The sequence below is a fragment of the Tepidimonas sp. genome, assembly GCF_029335975.1.
Lineage (GTDB): Bacteria > Pseudomonadota > Gammaproteobacteria > Burkholderiales > Burkholderiaceae_C > Tepidimonas.
Genome location: NZ_JARJMT020000140.1, coordinates 1 through 17,349, shown reverse-complemented (window position 1 = coordinate 17,349; position 17,349 = coordinate 1). Strand labels below are relative to the sequence as shown.

Here is a 17,349-nt window from a genome sequence, read left to right as displayed (position 1 = left end):
AGCAGCAGCAGCGGCCGCACAAGCTGGTTGCCCAGCAGCACGGCCAGCACCACCGCCCCCGCCACGGACAAAAAGAGCGCCAGCGTCAACGTGCCCAGGTACATGCTGCGCAACCCCTCGCGCACGAGGGCGCGCTCCTGGTACTCGCGGTTGGCGAGCTGCACCGCGAGCGCGTTGGCCACCAGTGCCGCGGGCACCGGTGCCGTCACGGCCACATAGCGCCCTTCCGCCCCGAAGGCGATGCCCCGCGTCGGCACATACGCCAGCACGCGCACGCGCGGCAGCGCCGCGGTGGGCAGCCCGAGCGCCTCCCGCGGGTCGGCGAGGGCCTCGAGTTCCTCCAACCCTTCGATCCAGGTCACCAGCCGCTCGGCGCGCGCGCGGCGCAGCAGCGTCGCGCTCGGCCGTTCGGGGGCGAGGCGAAAGCGCGACTCGCCCGCGCTCGCCAGTGCACGGCCCTGCGCACTCCACAGCACCACGTCGGTGGCGCCGAGCTGCTCGCGCCAGTTTTCCAGCACGATCGCGGCGACGCCATCCTCGGCCGCGGCGAGGGTGCCGGTGAGCGTGCGCGTCTTTGCCGCCCAGTCGGCGCTGACGGTGTCGAGGGCCGTGCGCCCGAGCTCCAGCCCCGCGCGCAACGCCGTCTCCACCCGCGCGTCGAACCACGTCTCGATGGCGCGGTTGACGAACTGGTACGACACCAGGTAGATGAGCGCACCGGGCACCACCCCCACGAGACCAAAGATCGCCGCGAGCTTGAGCAGCAGCGCGCTGCCGAAACGCCGGCGCCGCCAGCGCAGCACCAGCCGCGCGGCCAGCCACACCAGCACCGCCGCCAACACCGCCGCAACACCAAGGTTGAGCACCAGCAAGCGCGTGTAGGCGCGCGGCTCGACAGCGCGGTGGTCCGTGGCCAGGGTGAGCAAGTAGAACAGCACCAGCCCCACCCCGAGGATGAACAGCAGGGCCAGCGCGAGGAACCAGCGCAGGTGCCGCACCCGCTGGGCGTCGCGCGTGCGGGCATCGTTCATTCGCGGCCCCCGCCAGCCGGCTCGGGGTCGTCGAGCACGCCCACCGGCGGCAGTCGCAGCACGGCGCGCCACGCCGACACCGCTTCATCCCCCCCGGGCAGGATCTGCAGCGGACGCGGCAGCTGGCCGGTGTCGACGCGGAACTCCACCTCCAGCTGCTCGTCGCCACGCAGCTCGATGCCAGCCACGACGCGCCAGCGCTGCACGGAGCGCGCCAGCGCCAGCGCCTCATCCAGTGAATCGAAATGGCGGTGCAGCGCCGCCGGCTGCTCGGGGGCTGCCCCGTCGATGACGCTGAGCCGCCAGCGCTGCGTCAGCGGCTGAAAGACCAGCCGCACGGTACGCGTCACGCTGGCCAGTCGGCGATCGGTCCAGTACCAGCGCGGCTGACGCAACACCGCGTGCCAGACGAAATACACGGGCACGCCGCGGCGCAGTGCCTCCTCCACCCCGGGCGGCAGGCGCAGCGGCACGCGCGCGCTCAGGTACAACGCCTCCGCCGTGCGCTCCAGCCGCCAGGACGCTCCGTCGGCGGCCGGGCGTGCCGCCGACGCGGGGGTGGTCAGGCCCGCGGCGAGGGCGGCACCGAGCGCCGCGCGCAGCACCGCGCGCCGGCACCACGCGGCGCACGACCGATGCGTACCCTCAGCCTTTGCGGAGCAAGGCGTAGAAAAATCCGTCCATGCCACGGCGCGCATTGTCACCGATCGCGTGCGCGGACACGATGGCCTGCGCCGCCGACGACGGGTCGGCGACGATCCCGCCCGGCAACAGGTGACCCGGTGCCGGCAGCGTCTGCGCCTCGGGGTGCGCGGCGCGAAACGCCGCGACGACGTCCGCCCCCTCGGCCCGGAACACCGAACACGTCGCATACAGCAGCCGCCCGCCGGGTGCGAGCAGCGGCCACAGCGCGTCGAGCAGCCGCCGTTGCGTCGCCGCCAGGCGCGCGATGTCGTCCCCGCGGCGCAGCCAGCGCACGTCCGGGTGCCGCCGCACGATGCCCGAGGCGCTGCACGGCGCATCCAGCAGGATCGCGTCGAACGCTCGCCCATCCCACCAGTCCGCCGGGTTGCTGGCGTCGGCCGCGAGCACCCGCACCTCGGCCCCTGGCGTGGGCAGCCGCAGCCGGCGCAGGGTCTCGTGGATGCGCTCGCAGCGCCGCGGGTCGGCGTCCAGCGCCCACAGCGTCACATCGGCGCGCTCCAGCAGGTGGGCGGTCTTGCCCCCCGGAGCGGCGCAGGCGTCGAGCACGCGCGCACCGGCCGGCAGGCCCTCGCCGAGCAGCAGCGGCGCGGCGAGCTGGGCCGCGCCGTCCTGCACCGCCACGTCCCCATCCGCCCACCCGGGCAGACGCTCCACCGGCACCGCCTCGGCCAGCACCAGGCCATCGTCGCCGATGGCATCGGCCGCCCAGCCCTGCGCCGCCAGGCGCTCGCGGTAGGCATCGCGCGAGACGCGCCGGCGGTTGACGCGCAGCACCAGCGGGGCGGGCTGGTCGTCGGCGGCCAGCGCTGCGTCCCAGTGCTCCGGGTGGTCGCGCTGCAGGCGCTGCACCCACCACGCCGGGTGGTTCCAGCGGCCCACGGGGTCCGCGTGGGCGCGCGCGAGCAGCGCGTCGCGCTCGCGCAGAAAGCGGCGCAAGCAGGCGTTGACGAAGCCCGCGAGCCCCGGCGCGCGCAGCGCGGCGAGCGCGCGCACCGCCTGGTCGACCACCGTGTGGGGCGCGTAGCCCGCGCCGGCGTCGATCAGCAGCGCCAGCGCCGCTTCCAGCAGGGCCGCCACCGGCGCGGGCGGCGCGCGCCGTGCCAGCAGTGCGAGCAGCGCCTGCGTCTCACCGCCGTGGCGCAAGGCCAGAAACGTCAACGCCTGCACGCCCGGGCGCAGGCGCGCGTCGACGCCAGGCAGCACGTCGGCAAGCGACCGCCCCTGTCGCACCGCGGCCACCGCACGCGCCACCGCGGCCAACTGTTCAGCGAGCGCCACCGGGGCGGCCATCGGGTTCCTCGCGTCCATCGTCCAGGGAAAGGGGCGGCATTTTGCCACCATAGAGGCGCTCGATGCGCCGCTCCAACGGGGGATGGGCATCGAACCAGCGGCCCACCGCGGACGATGCCGCCGACACGAGCAACAAGTGCTGCACCTGCGGCATCTGCAGACCATCGGAAGCGTCGGGGGTGCCCGCGCGGTGCAGCCCCAGCACCTTGCGTAGCACGCGCCCCAGCCCGTCGCGCTGACGCGTCCACTGCACCGCGCGCGCATCGGCCAGGTACTCGCGCTGGCGCGCCACGGCCGCCTGCAGCGCATGGCCGGCCAGCCAGCCGAGCCATCCCACGGCCCGCAGGGCCAGCCCGAAGAGCGCCCCCGCATGCCGCCGTCCGCGGGCGTCCGGCGCCATGAGCTGCTCGCCCAGCCGGTACAGCAGCTCCAGCCCGAACACCATGCCGGCGAGCCGCATGTTCAGGCGCGTGTCGCCCTCCCGGATGTGGCTCAGTTCGTGCGCCACCATCCCCTGCAGCTCCTCCCGCGTCAGGTGGTCGAGCGCCCCCTGCGTCACCGCCACCACCGCGTCGTGCTCGTCCCACCCGGTGGCCAGGGCGTTCAGCCCGGCGTCGCGGGGCAACACCATCGCGGTGGGCGGACGCATGCCGGCGGCGATCGCGAGCTCCTGCACCACGTTCGCGTAGCGCTGCTCGTCGAACCGATCGGCGCGCACGGGCCGCGCGCCCAGCCGCTGCGCCAGCGCCACGCCCCCGCCGTGGCGCAGTGCACTGCTCTCCAGCCACCAGCCGCCCAGCACGAAGAGCAGCACGACGGCGGTGTTGACCTCGAAAAAATAGCGCGGGTACCCGATCCATGCACCACCGATCATCAGCCGCCACGCCAGCGCCAGCGCCGCGTTGACCGCGAGCACCAGAAACACGAGCATCAGCGCAAAGAGCAGCAACAGCCGCAGCGTCTGCGCACGTGCTTCGCGCTGGGACTCGAAGAACCGCATCGCCGTCGGCCTGCGCGGACGTCGGCAGGGCCTCAGAGCTGCACGCGCGGGGCCTGCCGCTCGGCGTCGGACGCGGTCGCCTGCAGCGGCGCGAGCACCCCGAAGCCGAACAGCCGTGCCACGATCACGGTCGGAAAATGCCGCACGCGGTCGTTGTACGCGAGCACCTCATCGTTGTAGGCCTGCCGCGCAAACGCGATGCGGTTTTCCGTATGGGCCAGCTCCTCGCGCAGTTCACGCAGCGTCTGGTCCGCCTTGAGCTCCGGGTAGTCCTCCACCACCGCCATCAGCCGCCCGAGGGCCCCACCGAGCGCGGCTTCGGCTCCCGCCAACGCCACCAGCGCCGCGCCGTCGGTTGGACGCTCGGCCGCACGCGCCTCGGTGGCCCGGGCCTGGTTGCGCGCGGCGATCACCGCCTCCAGCGTCTGCGCCTCGTGCGCCAGATACTTGCGCGCCACCTCGACGACGTTGGGGATCAGGTCGTAGCGACGCTTGAGCTGTACGTCGATCTGGCCAAACGCATTGGCCACCCGGTTCTGCAGCCTCATCAAGCCGTTGTAGGCCCCGATGGCCCACAGCCCAACGACCGCCACGGCGGCCAGCGCCCACCCGTACCACGGGATTTCCATGGTGTGCACCTCCTGCGCGCACTGTAGCGCAACGGGGCACAAAAAACCCCGGCCGCGGGCGCGGACCGGGGTGGATTTGAGCGGTAAGAGTCGTCGGATTACTCGGCGGCCGCGTCGGCGTCGGCCGACAGCGCGTCGGCCTCCGCGATCGCGCGGCGCTCCTCTTCATCCAGGCGCTCCTTCGCGCGGCGCGCCTCGTGGAACGCCATGCCGGGGCCCGCCGGGATCAGGCGGCCGACGATGACGTTTTCCTTCAGGCCGCGCAGCTCGTCGCGCTTGCCCATGATCGCCGCCTCGGTCAGCACGCGCGTCGTCTCCTGGAACGACGCGGCGGAGATGAACGAGTCGGTCGACAGCGACGCCTTCGTGATGCCCAGCAGCAGGTTGCGGTACGTCGCCGGCGTCTTGCCCTCGGCGCGCAGCGCGTCGTTGGTGTTGAGGATCTCGGAGCGCTCGACCTGCTCGCCCGCGATGTAGTGGCTGTCGCCGGGGTTTTCCACCTCGACGCGGCGCAACATCTGGCGCACGATCACTTCGATGTGCTTGTCGTTGATCTTCACACCCTGCAGGCGGTAGACGTCCTGCACCTCATCGACGATGTAGCGCGCGAGCTCCTCGATGCCCAGCAGGCGCAGGATGTCCTGCGGGTCGGCCGGGCCGTCGACGATGAGTTCGCCCTTGTTGACGACCTGCCCTTCGTGCACGAGGATGCTCTTTTCCTTCGGCACGAGCTCTTCCCACACCTTGCCGTCCGGGTCGGTGATCTGCAGGCGCACCTTGCCTTTGGTTTCCTTGCCGAAGGAGACCGTGCCGGTGATTTCGGCCAGGATTCCCTTGTCCTTGGGCGAGCGGGCCTCGAACAGCTCGGCCACGCGCGGCAGACCGCCGGTGATGTCGCGCGTCTTTTGGCCTTCCACCGGGATGCGGGCCAGCACCTCGCCGGGGTGGATGCTCTGGCCGTCGCGCACCTGGATGAGCGCACCGACCGGGAAGGTCACCGTCACCGCGTGGTCGGTGCCGGGGATCTTGACCTCCTTGCCCTCGGCGTCAATCAGCTTGACCTGCGGGCGCACCACCTTGGTGGCACCGCGGCGCTTCGGATCGATGACTACCAGCGTCGACAGGCCGGTGACTTCGTCGACCTGCTTGGCCACCGTGAGCCCTTCCTCGACGTTTTCGAACTTCACCACACCAGCGAATTCGGTGATGATCGGACGCGTCAGCGGATCCCAATTGGCCAAAATGGTCCCGGCGCTGATGCGCTGATCCGCCTTGACCGCCAGGATGGCACCGTAGGGCACCTTGTGGCGTTCGCGCTCCCGGCCGTTGTCGTCTTGGATGACGATCTCGCCCGAGCGCGAAATGACCACCTGCTCGCCCTTGGCGTTGGTGACGTAGCGCATGGTGCTGTTGAAGCCGACCACGCCGTTGGACTTGGCCTCGACGCTGGAGGCCACCGCGGCGCGTGAGGCCGCGCCACCGATGTGGAAGGTACGCATGGTCAGCTGCGTGCCGGGCTCGCCGATGGACTGCGCGGCGATCACGCCGATGGCTTCGCCGACGTTGACCAGCCCGCCGCGGCCCAGATCGCGCCCATAGCAGCGCGCGCACACGCCGTAGCGCGTCTCGCAGGTCAGCACGGTGCGCACACGCACCTCGTCCACGCCGGCTTGCTCGATCAGGTCCACCGCGCCCTCGTCCAGCATCTGGCCAGCGGCCACCAACACGCGCTGCGTCTCGGGGTCGACGATATCCTCGGCCGTGGTGCGGCCCAGGATGCGCTCGCGCAGGCTCTCGATGACCTCGCCGCCCTCGACGATGGCGCGCATCAGCGTGCCGTTGCTGGTGCCGCAGTCCTCCTCGGTGACGACCAGGTCCTGCGTCACATCCACCAGGCGGCGGGTCAGGTAGCCGGAGTTGGCGGTCTTGAGCGCCGTGTCGGCCAGACCCTTGCGCGCGCCGTGCGTCGAGATGAAGTACTGCAGCACGTTCAAGCCCTCGCGGAAGTTCGCGGTGATGGGCGTCTCGATGATGGAGCCGTCGGGCTTGGCCATCAGGCCGCGCATGCCGGCGAGCTGGCGGATCTGGGCGGCGGAACCGCGCGCCCCGGAGTCGGCCATCATGTAGATGGAGTTGAACGACTCCTGCTCGACCTCGCGGCCGGCGCGGTCGATGACCTTCTCCTTCTTGAGGTGCTCCATCATCACCTTGGAGATTTCGTCACCGGCCTTGCCCCAGATGTCCACCACCTTGTTGTAGCGCTCACCCGCAGTGACCAAACCCGAGGCGTACTGCTGAGCGATTTCCTTGACCTCGGCCTCGGCGCGCTCGATGATGGCCTGCTTCTCGGCGGGCACCAGCATGTCGTCGATACAGATCGAGATGCCGGCCTGCGTGGCCAAGCGAAAACCGTTTTGCAGCAGTTTGTCGGCAAAGACCACCGTCTCCTTCAGACCGCACTTGCGGAACGAGGCGTTGATGAGCTTGGAGATTTCTTTCTTCTTCAGCGCCTTGTTGATGAGTTCGAACGGCAAGCCCTTGGGCAGAATTTCTGACAGCAGGGCGCGACCGACGGTGGTGTCCACCATCTTGGTGACGGGGGTGAGTTCACCCGTTTCCTTGTTCTTGGTCCACTCGGTCAGGCGCACACTGATGCGGCTGGTGAGCTCCACCACGCCGGCGTCCAGCGCACGCTGCACCTCAGCCACATCGGCAAAGAGCATGCCCTCACCCTTGCCGTTGATGCGCTCACGTGTGGCGTAGTACAGGCCCAGCACCACGTCCTGCGACGGCACGATGGAGGGCTCACCGTTGGCAGGGAACAGCACGTTGTTGGACGACAGCATCAGCACGCGCGCTTCCATCTGCGCCTCGATGGACAGCGGCACATGCACGGCCATCTGGTCGCCGTCGAAGTCGGCGTTGAACGCCGCGCAGACCAGCGGATGCAGCTGGATCGCCTTGCCCTCGATCAGCACCGGCTCGAACGCCTGGATGCCCAGGCGGTGCAGCGTCGGGGCGCGGTTGAGCAGCACCGGGTGCTCTTTGATGACATCCTCCAGGATGTCCCACACCACCGGCGTGCCGGCCTCGACCTCCTTCTTGGCGGCCTTGATCGTGGTGGCAATCCCCATCTGCTCCAGCCGCGCGAAGATGAACGGCTTGAACAGTTCGAGGGCCATCAGCTTGGGCAGACCGCACTGGTGTAGCTTGAGCGTCGGGCCGACCACGATCACCGAGCGGCCCGAGTAGTCCACGCGCTTGCCCAGCAGGTTCTGGCGGAAGCGGCCGCTCTTGCCCTTGATCATGTCCGCCAGCGACTTCAGCGCGCGCTTGTTGGCGCCCGTCATCGCCTTGCCGCGGCGACCGTTGTCCAGCAGGCTGTCGACCGCCTCCTGCAGCATGCGCTTTTCGTTGCGCGCGATGATCTCGGGCGCCTTGAGCTCCAGCAGGCGCTTCAAGCGGTTGTTGCGGTTGATAACGCGGCGGTACAGATCGTTGAGATCCGAGGTGGCGAAACGCCCGCCGTCCAGCGGCACCAGCGGCCGCAGATCCGGCGGCAGCACCGGCAGCACCTCCAGGATCATCCATTCCGGTTTGATGCCGGATTTCTTGAACGCCTCCAGCACCTTCAGGCGCTTGGCGTTTTTCTTGACCTTCATCTCCGAGCCGGTCAGGTCGTTGCGCAGCCTCTCGATCTCGGTGTCCAAATCGATGCTTTGCAGCAACTCCTTGATGCCCTCGGCGCCCATCTTGGCGACGAACTCGTCCCCGTACTCGCGCCGCTTGGCGTCGTAGTCATCCTCCGACATGATGCTGAATTTCTTCAGCGGCGTCATGCCCGGGTCCACCACCACGTAGGCTTCGAAGTACAGCACGCGCTCGATGTCGCGCAGCGTCATGTCCAGCACCAGGCCGAGGCGGCTGGGCAGCGACTTCAGGAACCAGATGTGCGCGCACGGTGCGGCCAGCTCGATGTGGCCCATGCGTTCGCGCCGCACCTTGGTCTGGGTCACTTCCACGCCGCACTTCTCGCAGATCACACCGCGGTGCTTGAGGCGCTTGTACTTGCCGCACAGGCACTCGTAGTCCTTGATGGGACCGAAGATCTTGGCGCAGAACAGGCCGTCGCGCTCGGGCTTGAAGGTGCGGTAGTTGATGGTCTCGGGCTTCTTGACCTCGCCGAACGACCACGACCGAATCTTCTCCGGCGAAGCCAGACCAATCTTGATGGCGTCGAAGTGCTCGTCGGGTTTGAACTGCTTGAACAGGTCGAGCAAGGATTTCATGGCTTGCGTCCTCGGTTGGCTCTATCAGTTGCGTTCCAGCTCGATGTCGATACCGAGCGAGCGGATTTCCTTGACCAGCACGTTGAACGACTCCGGCATGCCGGCGTCGATGGCGTGCTCGCCTTTGACGATGCTCTCGTACACCTTGGTGCGGCCCTGCACATCGTCGGACTTGACGGTGAGCATCTCCTGCAGCACGTAAGAGGCGCCATAGGCTTCCAGCGCCCAGACCTCCATCTCGCCGAAGCGCTGACCGCCAAATTGCGCCTTGCCACCCAGCGGCTGCTGCGTGACCAGCGAGTACGGGCCGGTGGAGCGCGCGTGCATCTTGTCGTCCACCAGGTGGTGCAGCTTCAGGTAGTGCATGTAGCCCACCGTCGTCTTGCGCTCCAGCGGATCACCCGTGCGGCCGTCGTAGAGCTGCGCCTGGGTGCGGCTTTCGGTCAAGCCCTTGGCGCGGGCCACCTCGTCCGGATAGGCCAGCTTGAGCATCGCGCGGATTTGCGCTTCGCTGGCGCCATCGAACACCGGCGAGGCAAATGGCACGCCCTTGGTCAACTCGCGCGCCATCGCCACGATCTCGTCGTCGGTCAGCTCTTCGAGCCGCTCCGGGCGACCTTCGCCGTTGTAGATGCGCTCCAAGAAGGCGCGAATCTCGGCCACTGCGGCCTGGCGCTCCAGCAGCTCGCCGATGCGCTCGCCCAGCCCCTTGGCGGCCCAGCCCAGGTGCACCTCCAGCACCTGCCCGATGTTCATACGCGAGGGCACGCCCAGCGGGTTGAGCACGATATCCACCGGCGTGCCGTCGGCCATGTAGGGCATGTCCTCGACCGGCACGATCTTGGACACGACACCCTTGTTGCCGTGGCGGCCAGCCATCTTGTCGCCCGGCTGCAGGCGGCGCTTGACGGCCAGATAGACCTTGACCATCTTCAGCACGCCCGCCGGCAACTCGTCGCCCTGGGTCAGCTTGCGGCGCTTTTCCTCGAACGCGAGGTCGAAGCTGTGGCGCGTGGCCTCCAACGCGTTCTTGATCGACTCCATCTGCGCGGCCAGGTCGTCGTCAGCCACCCGGATGTCGAACCAATGGTGCTTGTCCACCTCGGCCAAATAGGCCTGGGTCAACACCGACCCCTTGGCCAGCCGCTTCGGCCCACCATTGGCGGTCTTGCCGATCAAGAGCTTCTCCAGCCGGTCGTAGGCATCGGCCTCGACGATGCGCAGCTGGTCGTTCAGGTCCAGGCGGTAGCGCTTGAGCTCATCGTCGATGATCTGTTGCGCACGCTTGTCGCGCTGGATGCCTTCGCGGGTGAAGACCTGCACATCGATCACCGTGCCTTGGCTGCCCTGCTCGACACGCAGCGAGGTGTCCTTCACGTCGGAGGCCTTCTCGCCGAAGATCGCGCGCAGCAGCTTTTCCTCGGGCGTGAGCGTCGTCTCGCCCTTGGGCGTGACCTTGCCGACCAGCACGTCGCCGGGCTGCACCTCGGCGCCGACGTAGATGATGCCGGACTCGTCCAGGCGGTTGAGCTGCTGCTCCGACAAATTGGGAATGTCGCGGGTGATCTCCTCCGGCCCCAGTTTGGTGTCGCGCGCCATCACCACCAACTCTTCGATGTGGATGCTGGTGTAGCGCTCCTCGGCCAACACCTTTTCGGAAATGAGGATAGAGTCCTCGAAGTTGTAGCCGTTCCACGGCATGAAGGCGATCAGCATATTTTGGCCGATCGAGATCTCGCCCAGGTCGGTGGAGGCGCCATCGGCAATCACCGCGCCTTTGTGGATGCGCTCGCCCTTCTTGACGATGGGGCGTTGGTGGATGTTGGTGTTTTGGTTGGAGCGCTGGTACTTGATCAGGTTGTAGATGTCCACGCCCACTTCACCGGCCACCGCCTCGTCGTCGTTGACGCGGATGACGATGCGGGTGGCATCGACATAATCCACCACGCCGCCGCGCTTGGCCACCACCACGGTGCCGGAGTCGATGGCGGCCACGCGCTCGATGCCCGTGCCGACCAGTGGCTTTTCGGGGCGCAACACCGGCACCGCCTGGCGCGACATGTTGGCGCCCATCAGCGCGCGGTTGGCGTCATCGTGCTCCAGGAACGGCACCAGCGACGCCGCGACCGAGACGATCTGGGCCGGCGAGACGTCCATGTACTGCACGCGGTCGGGCGTGGTCAGCACCGATTCGCCCTTCTCGCGTGCCGAGACCAGCTCCTCGACCAACCGGCCTTCTTCATCCAGCTCGGCATTGGCCTGCGCGATGATGTATTTGCCTTCCTCGATGGCGGACAAATAATCGATCTGGTTGGTCACCTTGCCGTCCACCACGCGGCGGTACGGGGTTTCGATGAAGCCGTACTCGTTGAGGCGCGCGTACAGCGCCAGCGAGTTGATCAGGCCGATGTTGGGGCCTTCGGGCGTTTCGATCGGGCAGACGCGGCCGTAGTGCGTGACGTGCACATCGCGCACCTCGAAGCCAGCGCGCTCGCGCGTGAGGCCGCCCGGGCCCAGGGCCGAGACGCGGCGCTTGTGAGTGATCTCGGCCAGCGGATTGGTCTGGTCCATGAACTGGCTGAGCTGGCTGGCGCCGAAAAACTCCTTGAGCGCCGCGGAAATCGGCTTGGAGTTGATCAGGTCGTGCGGCATCAGCGGCTCTTGTTCGGCCTGGCCGAGCCGCTCCTTGACCGCCTTTTCGATACGCGCCAAGCCGGTGCGGAACTGGTTTTCGGCCAGTTCGCCGACACAGCGCACGCGCCGGTTGCCCAGGTGATCGATGTCGTCCACCTCGCCCTTGCCGTTGCGCAGATCCACCAGGATCTTGACCACGGCCATGATGTCCTCGTTGGTCAGGACCATGGGGCCTTCGGCGCTGTCGCGGCCGACACGGGCGTTGAACTTCATGCGCCCAACGCGCGACAGGTCGTAGGTCTCCGGGTTGTAGAACAGGCGGTGGAAGAGCGCCTGCACCGCATCCTCGGTGGGCGGTTCGCCAGGGCGCATCATGCGGTAGATCGCCACGCGCGCGGCAAACTCATCGGCCGTTTCGTCCGTGCGCAGCGTCTGGCTGATGTACGGGCCCTGGTCGAGCTCGTTGGTGTAGATGCAGGGCAGCTCCTGGATGCCGGCGGCGCGCAGCTTCTTGAGCAGCGTTTCGGTCAACTCGTCATTGGCACGGGCAATGATCTCGCCGGTGTCTGGATCGACGATATTCTTGGCCACCACGCGGCCGATCAGATAGTCCTCTGGCACGCTGATGTGGGTGGTACCGGACTGCTCCAGTTCGCGCACATGGCGTGCCGTGATGCGCTTGTCCTTGGCCACCACCACCTTGCCCGTTTTGTCGGTGATGTCGAAGCGCGCCATCTCGCCCTTGAGGCGCTCGGGCACGAATGCCATCAGCGCGCCGCTGTCCATCAGGCGGAAGTGGTCATTGACATAGAAGTTGGCGAGGATGCTCTCTGGCGTCAGGCCGATCGCTTTGAGCAGAATGGTCACCGGCATTTTGCGGCGCCGGTCCACGCGGAAGTACAGCAGATCCTTCGGGTCGAACTCGAAGTCCAGCCACGAGCCGCGATAGGGAATGATGCGCGCCGAAAACAACAGCTTGCCCGAGCTGTGCGTCTTGCCCTTGTCGTGCTCGAAGAATACCCCTGGCGAGCGGTGCAACTGGCTGACGATGACGCGCTCGGTGCCGTTGATGATGAAGGAGCCCTTGTCGGTCATCAGGGGCACTTCGCCCATGTACACCTCCTGCTCCTTGACCTCCTTGACCACCTTGGACTGCGGTGTGGAGGCTTCGCGGTCATAGATGATGAGCTGCACACGCGCGCGCACGGCCGATGCATAGGTCAGGCCGCGTGTCTGGCACTCACGCACATCGAATACCGGCTTGCCCAGCGTGTACTCGACAAACTTCATCTCCACAAAGCCGTTGTGCGACACAATCGGAAAGGCCGACTCGAATGCGGCCTGCAAGCCGACCGGCTTTCGCTGGCGCGGGGGGACATCGGCCTGCAAAAACGCGGTGTACGCGTCCTTTTGCATCTGCAGCAGATAGGGGATTTCCAACACGCTGTCGCGGCTGCCAAAGCTTTTGCGGATGCGCTTGCGTTCGGTGTAGGAGTACGGGGCCATGAGATCTCCGGATTGAGGTCTGCGGCGACTGGGTGGAGCGCGCCGTCGGGGGCGCCCATGGGGGAATTCTTGGCGACCGGCCCCTACCGGTCTCTGGGCAGACGGCCCGCACGTGATGCGCGGGCCCGAACCAAGCGGTCTTGCTGCAGTCGGGGTCAGAAGACACGGCAAAGCGGTCTCGGGCGACCGTTTTGCCGTGCGCTCTGCAAGCGGCAAAGGCTGGAGGCCCCAGCGAGGCACTCCAGCCCTTAGATGGCGAACCGTTTACTTGAGTTCGGCCTTCGCGCCGGCTTCTTCCAGCTTCTTCTTGGCAGCTTCGGCGTCGGCCTTGGGCATCGCCTCCTTGACGGTCTTGGGGGCGCCATCGACCAGGTCCTTGGCTTCCTTCAGGCCCAGGCCGGTGATTTCGCGCACGGCCTTGATCACGCCGACCTTGTTCGAGCCCGCTTCCTTCAGAATCAGGTCGAACTCGGTCTTTTCTTCGGCGGCCGGCGCGGCAGCGCCAGCGCCAGCGGCGGCCGGCGCGGCCATCGCCGCGGCGCTCACGCCGAACTTCTCTTCGATCGCCTTGACCAGGTCGTTGAGCTCCATCACCGTCATGGTGTCCAGAGCGGCCAGGAATGCGTCTTTGTCAAATGCCATGATGATTTCCTACAAACGGTTGGATTAGGGACGAAGGCCGTATCAGGCGGGCTGCGCCTCGCTCTTTTTCTCGGCCAGGGCCGCCACGACGCGCGCCAGGCGGGACACCGGCGACTGCATGAGGCCCAGCAACTGCGACAGCAGCACTTCCTTGGAAGGAATGCTCGCCAGGGACTTCACGCCGTTGACATCTAGCGGCTTGCCGGCATAGACACCGCCGCGCAAGACCATCTTGTCGTTGGTCTTGGCGAACTCGACCACCACTTTCGCGGCAGCCACGGCATCTTCCGAAAAGCCGTAGATGAGCGGACCGGTCATCTGCTCGACGGCGACCTCGAAGGGCGTGCCGGTGACCGCACGGCGGGCCAGGGTGTTCTTCAGCACGCTGATGGACACCCCTGCCTTGCGGGCTTCGACACGCAGCTTCGTGAGGTCTGCCACCGTGATGCCGCGGTACTCGGCCATCACCAGCGTCTGCGCTTTGGCGGCGAGGGCCGACACCTCTTGGACGACGGCCTGCTTCTCACTGCGGTTCAGACTCAAGGTTGACTCCTTAAAAACACGGCCACCCTACAAAAGAAAGAGGCCGCGCACCTGTTGCAGCGATCAACCGTTTTCGGAAGTGGCGCCGGCTCGCGCCAGCGCCCGACTCCATCCGCGGCGGGATCGCCATCTGCGCTGGCCGCCGGCCCGCAAGGGCCGACACTTAGGCGAACGGGTGTTCGCACCAGCGGTCTTGGATGGCTTCGCCGCCCGGAGACGGCGAACCCACCACTGCGCCACACCGAAGGATCAACCCGCGGCGCGGCGCCCATTCGAATCAGCCCGCAACCGCGATGGTCTGCGGATCGACGCGCACACCCACACCCATGGTCGACGAGACCGCGACCTTGCGCAGGTATTGCCCCTTGGCCGCTGCGGGCTTGGCCTTGTTCAAGGCATCGATCAGCGCCGCCAGGTTGCCCTGGAGCTTGTCGGCGTCGAACGAGCGGCGGCCGATGGTGGTGTGGACAATACCAGCCTTGTCCACACGGAACTGGACCTGCCCGGCTTTGGCGTTGCGCACCGCAGTGGCCACATCGGGCGTGACGGTACCCACCTTCGGGTTCGGCATCAGGCCGCGTGGCCCCAAAATCTGCCCCAGCGCACCCACCACGCGCATGGCATCGGGTGCCGCGATCACGACGTCGAAGTCGATGTTGCCGGCCTTGATCTGCGCGGCCAGATCGTCAAAACCCACGACGTCGGCGCCAGCCGCCTTGGCCTCTTCGGCCTTGGAGCCCTGGGCAAACACGGCCACGCGCTTGGTCTTGCCCGTTCCGTTGGGCAGCACGACGGCTCCACGAACGACCTGATCCGACTTGCGCGGATCCACGCCCAGCTGGACCGCCACATCGACGGACTCATCAAACTTGGCGGTCGCGCACTCCTTGACGATCGCCAGCGCCTCGGGCAGCGGATACAGCTTGGTCGAATCGACCTTGCCTTGCAAAGCCTTTTGTTTCTTGGTCAGCTTGGCCATCTCAGACGCCCTCCACAATCACACCCATCGAACGGGCGGAGCCAGCGATGGTCTTGACGGCAGCCTCCAAATCGGCCGCCGTCATGTCTTTCATCTTGGTTTTGGCGATTTCCTCGAGCTGGGCGCGGGTGATCTTGCCGACCTTCTGCGCATGCGGCTTGGACGAGCCCTTGTCCAGCTTGATCGCTTTCTTGATCAACGTCGTGGCCGGCGGCGTCTTGATGATGAAGGTGAAGCTCTTGTCCGCATAGGCGGTGATGACCACCGGCAACGGCAGACCGGGCTCCATACCCTGCGTCTGGGCGTTGAACGCCTTGCAGAACTCCATGATGTTCAGACCGCGCTGACCCAGCGCCGGACCGATCGGAGGAGAGGGATTGGCCTTACCTGCTGGCACCTGCAGCTTGATAAAGCCGACAATCTTCTTAGCCATGAGTGATATGCTCCTGCGAGTGCAGACGGCGCACGCTTCGCAATGCCACGAAGCCGAGCGCCTCCTCGCGCGAAGACCCGGTCTCACCCCGCCGCAGATGAGCAATCGCTGGACGGGCCGCGGTCGCCGAGCCGACTTCGACAGCGGTATCGCTAGCGCCGCACCCACCCCTGTGGCTTGCAGCGCAAGCAGTAAACCCTACATTGTAGCGGTTTTCGCAAACCCTGTCCATCAGGTCTTTTCGACCTGATTGAACTCCAGCTCCACTGGCGTGGCCCGGCCGAAAATGGTCACCGACACGCGCAGCTTGTTTTTCTCGTAGTTGACCTCTTCGACCGAACCATTGAAGTCGGCAAACGGGCCTTCCTTGACGCGCACCAGCTCGCCCACCTCGAACTCGACCTTATGGCGCGGGCGATCGGCACCCTCTTGCATCTGGCCGATGATCTTCTGCACCTCTTCCTCCGAAATGGGCGTTGGGCGATTGCGCGCCCCACCGACGAAACCCGTCACCTTGCTGGTGTTTTTCACCAGGTGCCAGGTATCGTCGTCCATGACCATCTCGACCAACACATAGCCGGGGAAGAACTTGCGCTCGGCGGTGCGCTTGACCCCGTTCTTGATTTCGACCACCTCTTCGGTCGGCACCAAAATGCGGCCAAACTTGTGCTGCATGCCGGCACGTTGCACCCGCTCCAGGATGTTGCGCTCGGCAGCCTTCTCCATGCCGGAGTAGGCATGGACGACATACCAGCGCATGCCTTCGGCGGGGGTGGCACTCATGGCCGGCGCCGCATTCGATTCGCTCATATTCACCTCCATCCAAGGATGAGGCCGTACAGCACCCACTCCAGAAGCTTGTCCGTCAGCCACAGGAACAACGCCATGACCACGACGAATGCGAAGACGTACGCGGTCATCTGCGTCGCCTCCTTGCGGGTCGGCCAGACGACCTTTTTGACTTCCTTGACCGCGTCGCGACCAAAGGCGATGAGCCGCTGGCCCGGCGTGGCGGTGGCACCGATGCCCAGGGCCAACGCTGTCGCCACCAACAATACCGCCCATTGCACCCAGGCGCCCTGAGCCGTCAGCCAGTAAAAACCCACAAACCCGAGCAGCACACACAGCGCAGCCGCAGCCAGCTTCACCCTGTCCGCACCGCTGCTCACGGTTTCAGCATCCGTTGAGGCCATTGCCCTCACACCTTCACAAGCTTGCGCTGCGCAGCCCCTGCTGCGCTCCAGAAACACAAGCCCGCTGCGGTCCGAGGACACGGGCGGGCTTGAACAACAATGCCGGCACTGTGGCGCTTGTCACCGGCTGGCAGGGGCAGAGGGAATCGAACCCTCAACCTTCGGTTTTGGAGACCGACGCTCTGCCAATTGAGCTATACCCCTATAGGACCGACCAGAAAACCGACCGATCCCGCTACACCATTACTCGATGATCTTGGCCACCACGCCGGCGCCGACGGTGCGGCCGCCTTCGCGGATCGCAAAGCGCAGGCCTTCCTCCATCGCGATCGGTGCAATCAGCTTGACCGTGATCGAGACGTTGTCGCCCGGCATCACCATCTCTTTGTCCTTGGGCAGCTCGATGGAGCCCGTCACGTCCGTGGTGCGGAAGTAAAACTGCGGCCGGTAGTTGTTGAAAAACGGCGTGTGGCGC

General features: G+C 66.7%; 13 protein-coding genes, 1 tRNA gene and 1 pseudogene. All 15 read right to left on the bottom strand.

Going from position 1 to position 17,349, the window contains the following annotated elements; translation table 11 throughout:
* A pseudogene (locus P3W97_RS07575) lies at positions 1 to 1,031 on the bottom strand (PAS domain-containing sensor histidine kinase); the annotation flags it as partial.
* Positions 1,028 to 1,636, bottom strand: a complete 609-nt coding sequence (locus tag P3W97_RS07570; protein WP_300845367.1) for a DUF4390 domain-containing protein — start codon at positions 1,634 to 1,636, stop codon at positions 1,028 to 1,030. The gene P3W97_RS07570 and the pseudogene P3W97_RS07575, both read right to left, overlap by 4 nt.
* Before the next feature lie 40 nt (positions 1,637 to 1,676).
* Positions 1,677 to 3,044, bottom strand: coding sequence for a 16S rRNA (cytosine(967)-C(5))-methyltransferase RsmB (gene rsmB / locus P3W97_RS07565; RefSeq protein ID WP_300845365.1), 1,368 nt, complete (start codon positions 3,042 to 3,044; stop codon positions 1,677 to 1,679).
* Positions 3,001 to 4,026 (bottom strand): M48 family metalloprotease, encoded by a 1,026-nt coding sequence (locus tag P3W97_RS07560; protein ID WP_143898339.1) that lies wholly within the window; start codon positions 4,024 to 4,026, stop codon positions 3,001 to 3,003. Before P3W97_RS07560 ends, rsmB begins: the two co-directional genes overlap by 44 nt.
* 32 nt (positions 4,027 to 4,058) lie before the next feature.
* The gene (locus P3W97_RS07555) at positions 4,059 to 4,655 is read right to left on the bottom strand and encodes a LemA family protein (protein WP_143898338.1); all 597 of its coding nucleotides are present in this window, start codon (positions 4,653 to 4,655) and stop codon (positions 4,059 to 4,061) included.
* A gap of 98 nt (positions 4,656 to 4,753) precedes the next feature.
* Positions 4,754 to 8,944, bottom strand: coding sequence for a DNA-directed RNA polymerase subunit beta' (rpoC, locus tag P3W97_RS07550; protein WP_300845360.1), 4,191 nt, complete (start codon positions 8,942 to 8,944; stop codon positions 4,754 to 4,756).
* Positions 8,945 to 8,968: 24 nt separating this feature from the next.
* Positions 8,969 to 13,084: a DNA-directed RNA polymerase subunit beta gene (rpoB, locus tag P3W97_RS07545; protein WP_300845357.1), complete on the bottom strand. Its 4,116-nt coding sequence runs from the start codon at positions 13,082 to 13,084 to the stop codon at positions 8,969 to 8,971.
* Between the two features lie 264 nt (positions 13,085 to 13,348).
* Entirely contained in the window at positions 13,349 to 13,726 is a 378-nt protein-coding gene (gene rplL / locus P3W97_RS07540; protein WP_300845355.1) for a 50S ribosomal protein L7/L12, read from the bottom strand.
* A gap of 42 nt (positions 13,727 to 13,768) precedes the next feature.
* Positions 13,769 to 14,269, bottom strand: a complete 501-nt coding sequence (rplJ, locus tag P3W97_RS07535; RefSeq protein ID WP_300845353.1) for a 50S ribosomal protein L10 — start codon at positions 14,267 to 14,269, stop codon at positions 13,769 to 13,771.
* A gap of 277 nt (positions 14,270 to 14,546) precedes the next feature.
* Positions 14,547 to 15,248 carry a 50S ribosomal protein L1 gene (rplA, locus tag P3W97_RS07530; protein ID WP_300845351.1) on the bottom strand — a complete coding sequence of 234 codons (702 nt, stop codon included), beginning with the start codon at positions 15,246 to 15,248 and terminating at the stop codon, positions 14,547 to 14,549.
* A gap of 1 nt (position 15,249) precedes the next feature.
* A complete protein-coding gene (gene rplK, locus P3W97_RS07525; protein WP_300845349.1) occupies positions 15,250 to 15,681 on the bottom strand; it encodes a 50S ribosomal protein L11 in 432 nt (143 codons plus the stop codon).
* A gap of 231 nt (positions 15,682 to 15,912) precedes the next feature.
* Positions 15,913 to 16,491 carry a transcription termination/antitermination protein NusG gene (gene nusG / locus P3W97_RS07520; protein WP_300845347.1) on the bottom strand — a complete coding sequence of 193 codons (579 nt, stop codon included), beginning with the start codon at positions 16,489 to 16,491 and terminating at the stop codon, positions 15,913 to 15,915.
* A 2-nt stretch (positions 16,492 to 16,493) separates the two neighbouring features.
* Positions 16,494 to 16,874, bottom strand: a complete 381-nt coding sequence (gene secE, locus P3W97_RS07515) for a preprotein translocase subunit SecE (RefSeq protein ID WP_300845369.1) — start codon at positions 16,872 to 16,874, stop codon at positions 16,494 to 16,496.
* Positions 16,875 to 17,002: 128 nt separating this feature from the next.
* A tRNA-Trp gene (locus tag P3W97_RS07510) sits at positions 17,003 to 17,078 on the bottom strand.
* A gap of 39 nt (positions 17,079 to 17,117) precedes the next feature.
* On the bottom strand, positions 17,118 to 17,349 hold a 232-nt coding region (locus P3W97_RS07505), incomplete at its 5' end, for an elongation factor Tu (RefSeq protein WP_102841479.1).